Annotated in this window: 14 protein-coding genes; 4 read left to right on the forward strand and 10 right to left on the reverse strand. The window is 60.4% G+C overall.

Going from position 1 to position 14,506, the window contains the following annotated elements; genetic code table 11:
* Nucleotides 1-77: 77 nt before the first annotated feature.
* From bstA to HUU46_13925, 4 genes are all read right to left on the reverse strand, one after another.
* Entirely contained in the window at nucleotides 78-602 is a 525-nt protein-coding gene (bstA, locus tag HUU46_13910; GenBank protein ID NUM54736.1) for a bacillithiol transferase BstA, read from the reverse strand.
* Nucleotides 599-1,531 carry an ornithine carbamoyltransferase gene (gene argF, locus HUU46_13915; protein ID NUM54737.1) on the reverse strand — a complete coding sequence of 311 codons (933 nt, stop codon included), beginning with the start codon at nucleotides 1,529-1,531 and terminating at the stop codon, nucleotides 599-601. Before argF ends, bstA begins: the two co-directional genes overlap by 4 nt.
* Nucleotides 1,531-2,718: an aspartate aminotransferase family protein gene (locus HUU46_13920; protein NUM54738.1), complete on the reverse strand. Its 1,188-nt coding sequence runs from the start codon at nucleotides 2,716-2,718 to the stop codon at nucleotides 1,531-1,533. The genes argF and HUU46_13920 overlap by 1 nt, the downstream gene beginning before the upstream one ends.
* A 147-nt stretch (nucleotides 2,719-2,865) precedes the next feature.
* Nucleotides 2,866-3,189, reverse strand: coding sequence for a zinc ribbon domain-containing protein (locus HUU46_13925; GenBank protein ID NUM54739.1), 324 nt, complete (start codon nucleotides 3,187-3,189; stop codon nucleotides 2,866-2,868).
* 302 nt (nucleotides 3,190-3,491) lie between these two features.
* Here HUU46_13925 and HUU46_13930 point away from each other — a divergent pair, with 302 nt between their 5' ends.
* From HUU46_13930 to HUU46_13945, 4 genes are all read left to right on the forward strand, one after another.
* Nucleotides 3,492-3,641, forward strand: a complete 150-nt coding sequence (locus HUU46_13930; GenBank protein ID NUM54740.1) for a hypothetical protein — start codon at nucleotides 3,492-3,494, stop codon at nucleotides 3,639-3,641.
* A gap of 26 nt (nucleotides 3,642-3,667) precedes the next feature.
* Nucleotides 3,668-3,823, forward strand: a complete 156-nt coding sequence (locus tag HUU46_13935; GenBank protein ID NUM54741.1) for a hypothetical protein — start codon at nucleotides 3,668-3,670, stop codon at nucleotides 3,821-3,823.
* 644 nt (nucleotides 3,824-4,467) lie between these two features.
* Nucleotides 4,468-5,421: a prolipoprotein diacylglyceryl transferase gene (locus HUU46_13940; GenBank protein ID NUM54742.1), complete on the forward strand. Its 954-nt coding sequence runs from the start codon at nucleotides 4,468-4,470 to the stop codon at nucleotides 5,419-5,421.
* Between the two features lie 34 nt (nucleotides 5,422-5,455).
* Nucleotides 5,456-6,091 carry a TMEM198/TM7SF3 family protein gene (locus HUU46_13945; GenBank protein ID NUM54743.1) on the forward strand — a complete coding sequence of 212 codons (636 nt, stop codon included), beginning with the start codon at nucleotides 5,456-5,458 and terminating at the stop codon, nucleotides 6,089-6,091.
* Between the two features lie 26 nt (nucleotides 6,092-6,117).
* Here HUU46_13945 and HUU46_13950 read toward each other — a convergent pair whose 3' ends face one another.
* The 6 genes from HUU46_13950 to HUU46_13975 form a co-directional block, all read right to left on the reverse strand.
* On the reverse strand, nucleotides 6,118-7,737 hold the full coding sequence (locus HUU46_13950) for a right-handed parallel beta-helix repeat-containing protein (protein ID NUM54744.1): 1,620 nt from the start codon (nucleotides 7,735-7,737) through the stop codon (nucleotides 6,118-6,120).
* Nucleotides 7,738-7,836: 99 nt separating this feature from the next.
* Nucleotides 7,837-8,874: a hypothetical protein gene (locus HUU46_13955; GenBank protein NUM54745.1), complete on the reverse strand. Its 1,038-nt coding sequence runs from the start codon at nucleotides 8,872-8,874 to the stop codon at nucleotides 7,837-7,839.
* A 208-nt stretch (nucleotides 8,875-9,082) separates the two neighbouring features.
* On the reverse strand, nucleotides 9,083-11,674 hold the full coding sequence (locus tag HUU46_13960; protein NUM54746.1) for a hypothetical protein: 2,592 nt from the start codon (nucleotides 11,672-11,674) through the stop codon (nucleotides 9,083-9,085).
* Between the two features lie 189 nt (nucleotides 11,675-11,863).
* On the reverse strand, nucleotides 11,864-12,679 hold the full coding sequence (locus HUU46_13965; protein ID NUM54747.1) for an SDR family oxidoreductase: 816 nt from the start codon (nucleotides 12,677-12,679) through the stop codon (nucleotides 11,864-11,866).
* Nucleotides 12,680-12,681: 2 nt separating this feature from the next.
* Nucleotides 12,682-13,653, reverse strand: coding sequence for an SDR family oxidoreductase (locus tag HUU46_13970; protein ID NUM54748.1), 972 nt, complete (start codon nucleotides 13,651-13,653; stop codon nucleotides 12,682-12,684).
* Nucleotides 13,653-14,498 (reverse strand): bile acid:sodium symporter family protein, encoded by an 846-nt coding sequence (locus HUU46_13975; GenBank protein NUM54749.1) that lies wholly within the window; start codon nucleotides 14,496-14,498, stop codon nucleotides 13,653-13,655. The genes HUU46_13970 and HUU46_13975 overlap by 1 nt, the downstream gene beginning before the upstream one ends.
* Between the last annotated feature and the right edge of the window lie 8 nt (nucleotides 14,499-14,506).

A 14,506-nucleotide genomic window follows, 5' to 3' on the forward strand; every position in this document is an offset into this window, starting at 1 on the left:
TTGTTGCCCGTGAATCGATGCACGAGACTCGATTACGAATGACGAGCACGAGCACGAGTGAGTTCAAATTCTTGTATCTACCAACCCATCCGCTCGCGCAGATGTGTGATGTGCGCGAGGTGATGTTTACAGTGCCACGCGTACAACGCGGCCGTCTCGTCGAGCGGAACAATGCCGCGTTCGGGATGATGAAACGTGCGCTGCCACTGCTCGAGCGTCATCGCGCGCATGCACATGACCCAGCGCTCATGCACGCATTTCAAGAGGCAGAGCGAGACTTCCACGTCCGCGCTCTTCCCGTCTTCAAGTTCCGCCCATCGATCTTCCGCATACGGTTTAATCGTTGGGTTGTCCTCCGTCAACGCGAGCTTGTATCGAATGTAGCTGTTCATATGGCTGTCGGCCATGTGATGAATCACTTGACGGACCGTCCAGCCACCGTCCCTGTAGGGCGTATCCAATTGCGCGTCCGACAAGCCGGCGGCGGCCGCGCGAAACTCCGCGGGTGCGTTTTCGATAATCTCGATGAACCCGTTCAGTGTGTCCGGCGTCATGTCGCCTTCGAGCGAGAAAGGCCCGATGGGAAACCGCGGATCGCTCATGACCTTTCTCCGGCGTTGTTTTGGATGAGCTGCACGAGAATCGCCTTCTGCGCGTGCAGCCGGTTCTCCGCTTCGTCGAACACGATCGACTGCGGGCCGTCCATCACGTCGTCGGTCACTTCAAACCCGCGTTTTGCCGGCAGGCAGTGCAGGAACAGCGCGTCCTTTTTTGCGAGCGACATCAGCTTCGCGTTCACCTGGAAGGGGGCGAAAATCTTTTTGCGTTTGCTGCTCTCGTCTTCCTGGCCCATGCTCGCCCACACGTCGGTATAGACGGCATCGGCGTCTTTCAATCCGGCTTCGATGTCTTGCGTTACTTCGATTTCGCCCTTCGCCTCGCGCTGCGCGAACGCGAGAATCTCGGGATCGGGTTCGTAGCCCTTCGGGCACACGACAGTTACATTAAGCGGAACGCGCGCCGCAAAATTGAGCCACGAGGCGCACACGTTGTTTCCGTCGCCCACGAAGGCCAGCTTCAAGCTGCCCAGGTTGCCGCGGTGCTCGCGCAGCGTTTGCGCGTCCGCCACCACCTGGCAGGGGTGCAACTTGTCCGTCAACGCGTTGACCACGGGCACGCGCGCGTACCGGGCGAGATCGACAACCGCTTCGTGGCTGAACGTCCTCGCAATGATTCCGTCTACCCAGCGTTCGAGATTGCGCGCAACGTCAGGCACGGATTCGCGCTCACCCAGCCGAATCTGCCCCGACTCGAGGACGATTCCATGACCGCCGAGTTGAAAGATTCCCGTTTCAAAGGTCACCCGCGTGCGCAGGCTCGGTTTTTCGAAGATGAGCGCGAACGTTTTCCCTTCGAGCGGACGCGACACCTTTCCTGCGCGCAGTTCGCGTTTCAGCCGGTCTGCCAGATCGATCAGACCGAGAATCTCGTCGGTCGAGAGGTCCGCAAGCGAGATGAAATCCAGGAACATCAGTTTGCTCCAAGCACCCGGTCGAGTGTTGCGACGACGTGTTCGACCTGTTCCTTCGTTACGATTAGCGGCGGCACAAACCGCAACACGTTGAGTCCCGCAGGCCCGCACACAACCCGCGCATCGAGCATCTTCGCAACGACCGGCGCAACGGCGTTCTTCAATTCCACACCGATCATCAAGCCCTTGCCGCGTACCTCCACGATGGAATCGTGCTTCGCCTTCAGCCCGTTCAATTTGTCCATGAAATACGCGCCGGTCTGTTTGACGCGATCGAGAAAACCGGGCTCGAGCATGGCTTCTACAGTCGCTTTTGCCGCCGCGGTGCACACGGGATTCCCGCCAAAGGTCGACGCGTGCGACCCGACGCTGAACCCGGAAGCGACTTTCTCGGTACACCCCATCGCGCCAATCGGCATGCCGTTCGCGAGCGCCTTCGCCAGCGCGACGATGTCCGGCGTCACGCCGTACTGTTCGTGGGCGAAGAGCGTGCCCGTGCGGCCCATGCCGCACTGGATTTCGTCGAAGATCAATAACACGTTCCGCGCGTCGCACAGGGCGCGCACGCTTTTCAGGTATTCGGTGTCCGCTACGCGAATGCCGCCTTCGCCCTGCACGGGCTCCAACAAAACGGCCCCAACCTCGGGGGTCAGGGCCTTCATGAGTTCGGCGTGGTCGTTGAACGGTACGTGTACGATTCCCGGCAGCATCGGCGCGAAGCCTTCGTGATACTTCGGCTGCCCCGTTGCTGTAATCGCCGCCATCGTCCGCCCGTGAAACGACTGTTGCATCGATACAATCACCGGCTTTGGCGTGCCCTGCTGCGCCCAATACCGCCGCGCCAACTTGATTGCCGCTTCGATCGCCGTCGCACCGCAATTGCTGAAGAACCATTTATCGGCGAAGGAATGTTTGCAGAGGAGGGAGGCGAGTTCGGCGCAGGGCTGGGTGAGGTAGAGGTTTGAGACGTGGACGAGGGTGGCGGCTTGTTGGGTGATGGCGGCGGTTACCTTCGGATGACAGTGCCCGAGCGCCGCCACGGCGATTCCCCCGAAGAAATCGAGGTACTCGTTGCCTTCTGCGTCCCACAGCTTCGTGCCTTCGCCCCGCACAAATGCGATCGACCGCGAACCGTACGTGTTAATGATGTGCGCTTCGGTGAGCGACTTGATCTCGTCCGTTTTCATATCGACCCTCCCGGCGGATGCCCCGCGTTGGCAACTCTATATGCCAACTGTGCGTCTTATGCGTACCCCCGCCGGCCCATTCGCCACCCTGAAAACAATTCGAGCGCGTTCCGCGCGAACGCGCCCGCCATCACGCCGAAGCGTGTATCAGTCCTTTTTCTTTGCCGTCGACTTTTCCGCCGCTGGCGTAGACTTCGATTCGCCCTTCGACTCGGACTTTCCTTCGGACTTGCCCTCGGACTTGCCCTCGGCCTTTGCCGCGGTGTCGCCCTTGCCGTTTCCGCCCGAGTTCTTATAGTCCGTCTGGTAGAAGCCCGAACCCTTGAAAATGATTCCCGCGCCCGTGCCCAGCAGCTTCTTCATTTTTCCGCTGCCGCACGAGGCGCATTTCACCCTTGGTTTCGCCGACATTGCATGGAAGACATCGGTCGGCTCGTGGCAAACCTGGCACTGGTAGGTGTAGGTTGGCATGGTTAGATTCATCCAATTCCTTACAGAAAACCCGGATTCCAGTAAACGGCAAACTATACCAATACCCCCGAAAAATTGCAAAAGAAGCGCGCCGCAACGCGCCGCCGCCACCGGACCGATCGAGGCCCGGATGGGGTATCGTGTGTGCCGCTTTGCGCCAAAAAGAACTTGTATCTGCTGCAAATAATTCCCTTTGCGCGAAGCACGCCAGACCGTATAATCCATCCGGTGCATGGCAAATCGGTGTGGCAAGGGTTGCCGGTGACTTTCCATGTTGCACCACAGGTAAAGGAGACGTATCGATGCGCAGAATCAAGCAGTCAAAATGGGTGTGGTACTTCATCGTTGCCGCGGTCACGTGCGGACTGTTGGCGCCGACCATGTTCGCGAACGCGGCAGTCGAGTTGGAGCGTTACCGTTGTCCGATCCCCGCAACCGGTGACGTGCTTTAGTCACGGGTGATGGGAGGTCGAATCCCATGAAGTCGCGCCGGTTCAAGAATTGGGTTTGGTACGCCGTGGCGGCCGGTATCGTCACCGGGCTGTTCGTTCCGCCGATGATCGCCACCGCATTAGACGCAGAGCAGCGCGTCCGTTGTCCGATTCCGGCGCAGGGCGACGTTCTGGGGCTGTAATCGGGTCGATTCACAACGGTCGTTTTGTCACGACAAGTGAAAGAAAGGAAGCGCATGCGCAAGTGGATGTGGTACACGCTGATTGTTGCCGTTGTCTGTGGCTTGTTTGCCCCAACGGTCGTTGCCAACGGAGATGACCTCGCCAAGCACCACACCGAGGGATGCGCAGCGCCTGCGCCGGAGTAGTGAGCGCCGAAGGGAGGCGCGCTGGACAAACGTCGGGGAGGAACCATATATGCACAAGTCGAGATTGATTTGGTACGCAGTAGTCCTTGCAGTAGTCGTGGGCCTGTTTGCGCCAACGACGTTTGCGAATGCCGGCATCGAGGCAAAACCAGTACTGCGATGCCCGGTTATCATCGCTGAACGATAATCGGCGACAGGGGTCGCCAGGGAGAACAGCGCAATGCGCACTAAATGGACAAACCGCTGGGTATGGTATGGACTTCTGATAGCGATCGTTGCCGGGCTGTTCGCGCCCGCGATGATCGCTTCGGCGGGCCCGGTCGAGCTCGAGGAGCCCTCCCGTTGCGTGGTTCCGATCCGCCGATAAGCACGGGTTAAAGCAACCGAATTCGCCCGCGCCCCGTTCGCCCAATTGGGCACGCGGGGCGCACGTCTTCTGACGGCGGCTACCTGGATCAATGCGGCCATTTCTGTTTCAGATTGGCGACTACTTTGTCGCGTCGTATTCGGCGATGATGTTTCTCGCCGTGCTCGCGGCCGCGGCGACGGCGATATTTCGCGTCAGACGCGCGTCGCTCGATGGTGCTACGTTGGCGAAGGGTATGCTCATAGCCATCGTCACCGGCTGGTTGTTCGGCCGCGTTGGCCTCTGGCTCGACGGCACCGCACGCGACGCGGGCCTGCGCATTCTGTCGCCCACCTACGCGGCGCCGGGCTCTCTCACGTATTTCCTGCTCGGCGTGTGTGCCGGCCTGCTGATCTTCGCGGCGATTATCGGCAGAACGGCATGGAACTACTTCGACGCGCTTGCGCCCTCGACGTTCGTAGCGCTTGCGTTCGCCAAAATCGGTTGCCTGTTTGGCGGGTGCTGCGCGGGGTCCCTGTGCCCATCGGCGCTGGGCATCACGTATCCCTACGGTACGCCGGCGTACGAACACCAGTACCGCGCTGGCAAGCTTGCTGTGCCCGACAATCTGCTCCGTCCGGGCGAGCACAAAGACGATTCGCCGTTCTGGGGTGAACTGCAGGTCATTTCGCTTCAGCCGGAATTTCTGGCTAGACGTGTCGAGTCTGCCGGATTGCCCGGGGACTCCGCGCCACGAATCCTCGAAGGCGCATCGAGCCATCGTTCCCTGCCGGTTTGGCCCGTGCCTATTGCGGTCAGCGTGACGTCGCTTGCACTCTGGATGGCAGCGGAACGTGTGTACCGCGCATCGCAACGGCCCGGCACGACCGTCGCCTTTGTGTTCGCGGGCTACGGACTGCTTCGTCTCACGTTCGACTGGTTCATCGCGCAACGCGGTTCTACTCATTTTGGCATGACGGTTGCGCAATGGGTAGGCGTTTGCGCGTTGGCGCTCGGCGCCGCTGTCTACGCGCGGCGAGCGAAACCCGCGCCGCCAGAGCATTGACACCACGCGCCGCGCCGCGCCACTATCATTCCCCGTGGAACCGACCGCACAGCTCTCGAACATTCCGCCATTGACCGAAAACGGCGCGGTGGCCATCGCCATCTTTGTGGGAACGCTGTATTGTTTCCTCGGATACCGCACGCTCAAGGTCATTATTTGCCTGACAGGATTCATTCTCGCCGGCGGAATGGCGGCGACGCTCGGCGCGTACTTCGGCCAGGGCAACTACTGGATTGCCGTGGCGGCGGGCTTGATCGGCGGGCTGTGCGGCGCGGCGGCGCTCATCTTTCTGTTCAAACTCGGACTGTTCATGCTCGGCATGCTCGCCACGGCGCTTGTCGCGCACATGCTGCTATTGGGCCGGCCCGAGTCCTGGATCGTTTTCGCCGTGCTCGGTGCGGGAGTCCTGGGTGGTTTGCTCGCCGTCGCGCTCGAGAAGTTCATCGTGATCCTCGCGACGGCCGCGATCGGCGCGTGGTTCACCGTATGCGGATTGGGTTATTTCCTAATCGGTCCGAAGTTTCTCGATATCATGCAGGAGCCGCTCGAACTCGGCCGTGACCGAACGGTTGTCGCCGCGTGCTGGGCCACAGTTGCGATCGCCGGCGCGCTTGCGCAATTCGCCACGAACCGCGTCAAGCGGGAGGTTGTGGTCAAAGACGCAGGGTAACGCGCTCGATAACGGCGCTTCCTGCGCTACGGATTCACGATCTTAAAGCCGCCTTCACTCTCGTCCGAGAAGATGGGGTCGTTCACGTTCGTAATGCGGACCGAATAACCCTTTCTTGCCGGTACGTCGTTCGGGACCGTCCATTTGGCGAAACCGTCGTTTGGCGTTTTGTCGCCAATTGCGCGAACGACTTCGCCGCCGCGCACCAACTCCAATCGCACGGAGGATCCGGTGTAGCCGTCGGAATGCCAGAGAATTTTGTACTCTTTACCTATCTTCAGCTTGTCGCCGTCACCCGGTGCGTCGACGACAAGGAGTGCACCGGGATTGTATTCGTCGAACCCGATATCGAACTTCGAGCCAGCCTTGCTTGGCTTGATGGGCCGGCTGTCGCCGTCTATGTCGTGATTTGGCGCGTCATCTTTGGATGCGGCGTCGATCGCGGGTGAACCGGTCGTGAGGTGGTAATCGTCGACTTTGGGATTGGCAAACAGCGGGTCGCCGTCGATGTTTCCTTCGGCTTCCGCCAGGACAGAATTCATGCCGCCCGGGCCCGATGCGGTCGCGATCGACGTCGATCCTTCGTCGAAGTACGCGCCATCGGGGTTGGCGTGAAACAAGCAATTTTCGACAGAGGGGTCGACGGTCGTGCTGTTTTCGAATATGGCATGCGCGTTGTTCTTTGAGAATATGGAGTTGATTATTTCTCCGGTTGAATCATGAAGGAATATGCCGCCGCCGTTGCCATCCGTCTCATTGTCGGCGATCGTGCAATTTATCACCGCTACTCCGTCTTGAAACGTGAAAGTGAGACCCCCGCCCTGGACGCTTGCCCTATTTTTTGCGAACAGGCAATTCTCAAATTCTGCGCGCGTGCCTTCGTGGCACTCGATCCCGCCGCCGTATGGCCCATCGTTGTCGATAAACAGGCAGTCGCGTGTTCGAGTGTCCGAATCATAACCGGAAAATCCCCCGCCGATAAGGCCCGCGTCATTGCTGTTGAATATGCAATGCCGCATCAGGAGCGACCCCGAATGCACCTTCACGCCGCCACCTTCCTGGGCGGAGTTGTTTAGAAACACGCAGTCTTCGATTAGAGCAAACGCGTTTATGACATTGACGCCGCCGCCATATCCGTCGATGTCGTTGCGAGTGAAGAAACAGTCACGGATTTGTACATCGGCGTCCGCCTCGCAGCGTATTGCGCCCCCCTTGCCGTATCCGTCGCCCGAACCGACAAACCCCGTAAATGTGAATCCGTCAATCAACACATCGAGGACGTTGTTGCATACAAATGCGCTGCCCGCGATATCTTCTCCGTCCAGTATTGTCGGATACATGCCGGGATCGTTTTCGCCGGAACTGCCTTTGGCGGAACCGGAAAATCCGCCGAGGATTTCGACGTCGGTCGGAACGGCCATCGGTTCGCTGATGGCATATGTGCCTTCCGCGACGTAAATCTTTTCGCCCGCGCCAACTTGGTCCAGCGCGTCGGAAATGTTAGGCAGCGCCGTTTCCCAGGAATCTCCGGTTGTTCCATCGCCCGCTTGGGAGACATATACGATCGCGCCGGCCACATGCAGTCCCGTTGAGCATGCGAGGAGCAGGCAGAGGCGAACGAAGGCAACTCGGGCGAATGGTGGCATGGTGAACCCTCTTCGTCAGTATGATGTGACACGCGCGAGTACGAACATATACGTATATTGCCGCCAAGTCAATATCCCCGTTCCCGTCTGTCCGTCCCCCTAATCTTCCGCCACAACCCTCGCCGCGTAGATATCGGCCCGGTTTCGCTGGCCGGGCATGGCGTCGTGCTGCGAATACCACGTGATGAAGAACGCCGGCGCACCGGCCTTGGCCGTCGCCGGATCGACGAGCAGCCCGGGGTAGGCTGTGTCGCCCTTGCTTGGCAACGTCACTACTTCCTGGCACGCGCCGTCCTTGAACTCCCACAGTTTCGTCGTACTGCCATCCTTCCGGTAATCGCGTCCGGCGACGAATACGCGGTCTTTCCACGTCGCGAACACCGGGGAATGCACTGGCGTGCCCGTGCCCTTGCCGGTCCATGTTTTCATGGATGCGTCGGACACAAGCCACTCCGCGTCGGCAGCAGCGTCGCCCGTGCGCGTCAACACCCACACAGCGCCGTCCGGCCGCCACAGGATGTCGGCCTCGCCGGCGAGCCGTTCCGTCGTGACGACGGACACCAGTTCCCAGTTCAGCCCGTCGGTCGAACGCACCAGCCGCGATTCGCGCGCGTCCGGCTTTGGGCGCACGGCGGTATACGCGACGCTGTAGAACGCGCCGTCGTGGTGCCGCAACCGCCACAGCCAGAATCCCGGCTCGTACACGCCCTGTACTTTGAACCACGTCACGCCGTCCTTCGTTGTCGCGAAGTAGGACCTTACAGCACCGCGGTCCGGCGCGGCGTTTCCCGGCATATGAACGATGTCCCACGTGCCAAAGTACAGGTACAACGTGTCGCCGACGGCCACGAGCTTCGCGTCGCGATCGTCGCCCGCGGTGTCGACTGTGCCGCAGGGCTCCCACGACTTCAGATCGGCGCTCCGCATAACGCGGACTTCGCCGTCGAGCGACGCGTGCGTTGCGCCGTGGCGAAATGCGAGGTAATACATTCCGTTGAATTGCGCAAGGTCCGTGAACGCGTTGTGCGCGCCGTCGCTATACGCCGTCACGACCCAGTCGATTGTCCCCTCCGCGTGCGCGATGGCCGCAATCAGTAGCGCCACCGCGGCCCGTGCGCGAATACGATGTGAGTTCATGATGCAGGCCCTCCCTGAGCAGCGGCATCGTAGCTGCGCAGGCGCATCAAGTCGAATCGGGGCGGCGAGGGATCGCGCAATAGGTGGCAATCATGCCCGCGCGGGGCGTCCTTCTATTTCGGCGCCCGCGTTCTCGAAGTTTCGCGAAAAGATCAACGCCCGGACCGCGCCGGGCGTTGATCGTGGTCTGGCGTATTCTCCCGGGAGGCTAGATGGCTTGGTTCCACGTCATGACGTAGATCGAACACGGTTGCAGCGTCACGTAGTGGTGTTGGCGCAGTTTCGTGACCGTACTGGCCTGTATCTTCACGACTTCGGAGGATTCGTTGTCGTCGTGCGGGCTTGCCGATTCGAGCCGCCACTGTTTTGCGACGGGCCCGACCGTAGTCGGGAAGGTGATGCGCACGCGCTGTTGATCAGTCAGGCTGAGATTGAAGAGCACGATGCCGTACGCGGAGGCATCCTTAAACGCATAGGATTGCACATGGTCGACCGTGGTCGGGCTATAGACGCTGTTGATTGCGGGTTGGGTCCAAGCAGTCTTCTTTCCGGTGTGGACGGTTTGGACCATGTCACCGCGAATGGCTTTATTGACGAGTTCCATGCCGAGCCAGGTGGGACGTTTGCGGCCGGAGTAGTTAAGATCGCGCAGACAACCCCAGATGCGGACGTGTTCGCCGTTGCCGCGATTGAAGGAATGCTGCAGCGCCTGAAACGCGCACAGCTCGCGCACGCCAAGTTCCTTCATGTAATGGAGCATGAACAACGGCATCGCGACACCTCCGGCATGGCTGGTGACGAAGTCGTTTCGAATATCGAGCGGGACGTCGCCGCCGGTCGTGTGGAAATTGATCTCGTAGATGGCAGCGCGCGTGCCCTGGCCGGCGTCGTCGAGGTAGTTCACGCTGTGGCGCATGTTGCCCTGCTCGGTTTCGTAGAACGGTTTGGCAAGGAGCGGCCCGAAGATTTCGGAGTCCGATCCCCATGAGGTGGACAGGGACCCGAAGTAGGGGGCGAGCGCTACGGTGTTGTGATTGGAACTGAACCGCTCGATCTCTTCCTGACGGCCGGGCCACCCAACCTGGCCGCCGATGATGAAGTTGAACTTCGATGGATCGAAATACGGGCCGTAGTCGCGCATGATGCCGAAGCGCTCGTTGGCCATTGTGCCGAGGCGCTGGCCGCCGAGGGCGGACGCGCCGAAGAACGGATCGGTGCCGGAACCGGACCCCCACATTTCGTTGCCCCATTCCAGATGGATCGTCGGGAAGACCGACGTCCAGGGTTCGACTTGGCCCAGTGCGGCGCGGTACTCGGCGTAGGGGTGCGCGCCATCCGCCGGGGCGCAGAGGTATTCCGACAGGTTCACCATCTCGTCGTGGGTCCAAATCGGCGGGATGACGTACCACGGTTCGGAACCGACCTCCTTGCACAGCTCGAGAAATTCGTGCAGGGAGTAACTGAATTCGCTGGGATTCTGACTATGGGGACGCCAACCGAGCGTCTTGCGCGCGAAGGGTTCCGCGAGTTGGTTGTCGAGGCTCGAACCGAGTTGATTGCCCCAATCGCGTAGAACGCCGGGGCGGAGTTCTTTCAATTTGCCGACGAGTGTGTCGTTGAACGCGGTCGGGTTGGATTGATCGCTGCGATACAGTTCGATGTCGTCCATCCAGGCGTCGTCGCCCGTAAGCGCGAACACGCGGAACACGAGCAATGGATGGTATTCGTCGGCGGTGTAATCACGGCGTTTGTCTTGTCCGACGGGGATGAGGCGGTTGAATTCGAAGCGCTGCCATTCGGTCGAAAGGGTCACGGTTTCGTTGAAGAAGGTGCCTTCGCCCTCGCGGCGAAATTCGAAGCGAATCTGTGTGCCGTTGTTTTGGCCTTTGGCCCAAAAGGCGAGGCGCCACGGGCCTTCGACAATCAACATCTTGCTCGCGGTGCGGTCGCTATCGCGCCAGAAACTGTCCATGTACAGCGCGTAGGACGGTTCCCACGTTTCGGACTGCGGCCGCAAATGGAACGACTGCGTTCCGGGGCTGCCTGGGCGAGTAGTCGTTGTATCGACCGGGTCCAATTCCATGCCCGGATATCCGGCGATGCCTTCCAATGTTTTGCGCGCAGAGACGACATCGAGGTATGCCGGCGCCGTTCCGTCGTCCGCCAACCCGAATACATTGCGGTTGTCGGCGGAGTGGCTGAAATGGGCGATCTGGCCTGTGCGGCCTTTCGCTTGGCCGAACATGACCTCGTAGGTCCCGCCGTCCCAAAATCCTTCCGGCTGGCCGATGCCCCAGCGGTCGACGTTCCAACTCGTGTCCCAGAACTCCTGGAAAAAGTTGGTCCCGGTGGAATCGCCGGAGGTGTGAAAAAGCGTTCCATATTCGGCGGCCTCGAAGCCGGGGTTCGGAAGGATGTTCTTCATAATTTGGGCCGAGCCGTAAATTTCGCGGGCGCCGAGATTCATGCCGAGACGTTTGGCGCCGGGGAGGATAACCGTGTCGGTCACGTTAACGTAGGTGACCGACAGGGCCTTGCCGTTGGGCCCGAACAATGGTATTTGGTTGTCAATGGGTTCGTCGACCTGACGGATTTCCGGCACTCTGCTCGACGCGGCAAGTGCCGCGGAATCGCGTTGCTTGAGGCCCTTTGCGCCATGCGAATCCGGCGAGATCGGTGTTGCGTTCGCGCGCTTTACGCCGCTGTAATCGATTTGGCCATAGGCACATACAACAACCGCAAGCGTTGCCGCGAGGCCGAAGGCGGGCTTTAGTCTCGCGAGTTGGTTAGCACGGTTCATATCGATCCCTCCGCTACCTCTTCGAGGGATACCCGTCCAAGAACCGTGCCAGTATTTTCTGCACGGAAATCGCTAAATCATCGATTTTTGATTTGGGGTCTCGAGAGTGCTCTTACCTCCTGTACCAACCTGTTGCACTCCGCGCCTCCGAGGGCCGATGCGGGCGCAGGTTCAAGTCGCGTAGGGCGGCTAGGAATTGCCCCTGCGGAATTCGGCGCGCATTCGGTAGGTCATGATGGCGTCGTACAGCGGTGGGGCGATGCGCCGGACCAGCCACGATGTCTTTCCGATCGGCGAGTCAACGAGAATGCGGCGGCGTTTCGCGAGGGCGTGGACGATAGCGTGTGCGAGAACGTCGGGGTCGGCCGGTTGGCCCACTTCAGTGCGGCCCGCGGTGGCCACGGAACCGTCTGCCGTGAGCGCGGTCCTGTCGAGATTCGTTTGGGTAAAGCCCGGGCAGATCATGGTTACGCTGACGCCGTGGCGTTTGACTTCGCAGCGCAACGTTTCGAAGTACCCGTGGAGAGCGTGCTTGCTCGCGCAGTAGCCTGCGCGGCCGACCAACGGCGCGAAACCGGCGATGCTGCTGATAACGCCTATCGCGCCGCGCCGTTCGATGAGCGATGGCAGCGCCGCGGTCGTGCAATGCACCGCGCCGAAGAAGTTTACGTCGAGCACGCGTTTTATGACGTGGGGATCGGTCTGTTCCGCGAGGCTGAAATGCGTAATGCCGGCATTGTTGACCAAGATGTCAATGCCGCCGAACTCCGACACGACATGTTCAACGGCCGTTTGGCAATTTAGCTCATTGGTAATGTCGGTTGTAACCGCTGTGGTGCGCGTGCCGGATTCGATCAGGCTGGTCTGTACGCGTTCCATCGCGGCTGTGTCGATGTCCATCAACGCGATTGACGCGCCCCCGCGCGCGAACGCGCGGCACAGTGCGGACCCGATGCCGCCCGCCGCGCCGGTAACGAGCACGCACTTGCCGTCGAACCGGCCCACGGTCAGAGCAGACCCTTGCTGCGCGCGTAGAACTCGAACGTTTCGCGCGAAGTCTTTTGGGGCGTGTAGCCGAATTCGTGTTTGAGGCGGTCGTTTGCGAGCACGGGGCGGTAACGCAGAAAGTTGACCTGCTCGGGCCCGTACTGTGAGAGGCCGAACGATTTCAGGAGACGAAGGGCCATGGTCAGCAGGACGGGGGGGACCGAGATATACCGTTTGTGGAGCATCGCCGCGATCTCCTTCATCGTGACTGTTCCGTCGCCCGCCAGATTGTATATGCCCTCGCGCTGTTCGGCGATCCCCTTCACGATACACGCAACCACGTCTTGATCCCAGATAAACACGAAGGGCGTTGACGCGCCGGCGACGCCAAGAATCGCGCTTCGCTCGAACAGGGCGGTGATCTGGTTCGTTGTCGTCGCGCCGAGAATCGTGCCGGGACGAAGTATGAGTTGCTTCAAGTCCGGGTTCGAGCGACGGTACGATGCGAGCATTTCTTCGACCTGCCGCTTGTGGTCGGAGTAGGAGAACTCGGGATTGCCGCGCAGGGCATCATCTTCGCGCAGGGGTAGCGGATTGTCGGCGTAATATCCGTAGGCCGCGCCGCTGCTCGCAACGATGATGTGCTTCACGTCCGCGCGCAGGCAGCATTCGACGATATTGCGCGTGCCGAGGACATCGACGGAACGCTCGAATTCGCGGTTCGACTTTTTGCCGGGCGTAACGATCGAGGCGAGATGGACGACGGTATGAATGCGATTATCGCGAAGTACCGTCTCAATAGTGGATTCACGTACGTCGGTCGCCACGTACGTCACGCCGGCACAGCGTTGCCCCGCCGGCGTTTCGCGAATATCGAGCGCGACGATCGCAGAAAAGGAACTGCGCCGCCGCGCCAGTTCCTTGATCGTTTCCGAGCCGAGATAGCCGCATGCGCCGGTAACGAGGACCGAAGGCTGGCCGCTCGCGGACATTACGCGGCTTCCTGCGCGGGCGCGGGCAAAGGCCCGACGCGGGACCAGAAGAACGCGATAGTAAGGCCGGCGACAATGTGCCAGATTCCCCAGAACCCCGCGACCATCGCCATGCCGCCGAGATCGGGAAAGAATTGAAAAATCAGGGCAAGGCCAAGCGCGGAGTTTTGGATTCCTACCTCGATAGTGATGGCGCGCGTGTCAGGCGAGTTTTGTCGAAGGAGCGATGCCGCGCCAAGACCGGTAGCGAATGCCAGCAGATTGTGCGGGACAACGGCGGCAAGAATGACGCCCATATGCGCGACGAATATGCCGAAGTCTTTCGCGAACGCCGCCGCAATGATGAAAAGCAGGCCGAGCACCGAAAGGACTTTGAAGGGCTTGTGTAAACGGTCCGCGATACGAGGAAGCTGGCGCGCCACGATGAGGCCCGCGAGCAGGGGAACGCCGAGGATGACGAGCACAGTGAGGAGCATCTCGCCGGAACGCAGTTCCACGCGTTGGAGCAGCGGCGCGGTGTTCGCGTTCAGGCCGGCATAGAACGAGAAGTTCAATGGCGTCATGAGTATCGCTGCGAACGTAGAAACCGCTGTCATGCTTACGGACAGCGCCGTATTGCCCTTCGCGAGGTACGTGATGAAATTGCTCATGTTGCCCCCGGGGCAAGCCGCGACGAGAATCATTCCGAGTGCGATGCTGGGGTGCGGGCGCAAGAGGAGTGTCAGTAGGAAGGTGCATGCAGGAAACAATAGGAATTGCGCGAGCAGCCCGATGAGCACTGGTTTTGGCTGGCGCAGCACGCGCCGGAAATCGTCTGCTTTCAAGTCCAGCGCCACGCCGAACATGATTACGG

The organism is Candidatus Hydrogenedentota bacterium, from assembly GCA_013359265.1.
GTDB lineage: Bacteria > Hydrogenedentota > Hydrogenedentia > Hydrogenedentales > SLHB01 > JABWCD01.

Bases quoted from the DNA above. Each gene is read 5' to 3' on its own strand.
- HUU46_13925 (NUM54739.1), bottom strand. From the start codon at position 3,189: ATGCCAACCTACACCTACCAGTGCCAGGTTTGCCACGAGCCGACCGAT.
- HUU46_13970 (NUM54748.1), bottom strand. From the start codon at position 13,653: ATGTCCGCGAGCGGCCAGCCTTCGGTCCTCGTTACCGGCGCATGCGGC.
- HUU46_13960 (NUM54746.1), bottom strand. From the start codon at position 11,674: ATGAACCGTGCTAACCAACTCGCGAGACTAAAGCCCGCCTTCGGCCTC.
- HUU46_13930 (NUM54740.1), top strand. From the start codon at position 3,492: ATGCGCAGAATCAAGCAGTCAAAATGGGTGTGGTACTTCATCGTTGCC.
- bstA (NUM54736.1), bottom strand. From the start codon at position 602: ATGAGCGATCCGCGGTTTCCCATCGGGCCTTTCTCGCTCGAAGGCGAC.
- argF (NUM54737.1), bottom strand. From the start codon at position 1,531: ATGTTCCTGGATTTCATCTCGCTTGCGGACCTCTCGACCGACGAGATT.
- HUU46_13950 (NUM54744.1), bottom strand. From the start codon at position 7,737: ATGCCACCATTCGCCCGAGTTGCCTTCGTTCGCCTCTGCCTGCTCCTC.
- HUU46_13920 (NUM54738.1), bottom strand. From the start codon at position 2,718: ATGAAAACGGACGAGATCAAGTCGCTCACCGAAGCGCACATCATTAAC.
- HUU46_13940 (NUM54742.1), top strand. From the start codon at position 4,468: ATGCGGCCATTTCTGTTTCAGATTGGCGACTACTTTGTCGCGTCGTAT.
- HUU46_13935 (NUM54741.1), top strand. From the start codon at position 3,668: ATGAAGTCGCGCCGGTTCAAGAATTGGGTTTGGTACGCCGTGGCGGCC.
- HUU46_13975 (NUM54749.1), bottom strand. From the start codon at position 14,498: ATGTTCGGCGTGGCGCTGGACTTGAAAGCAGACGATTTCCGGCGCGTG.
- HUU46_13955 (NUM54745.1), bottom strand. From the start codon at position 8,874: ATGAACTCACATCGTATTCGCGCACGGGCCGCGGTGGCGCTACTGATT.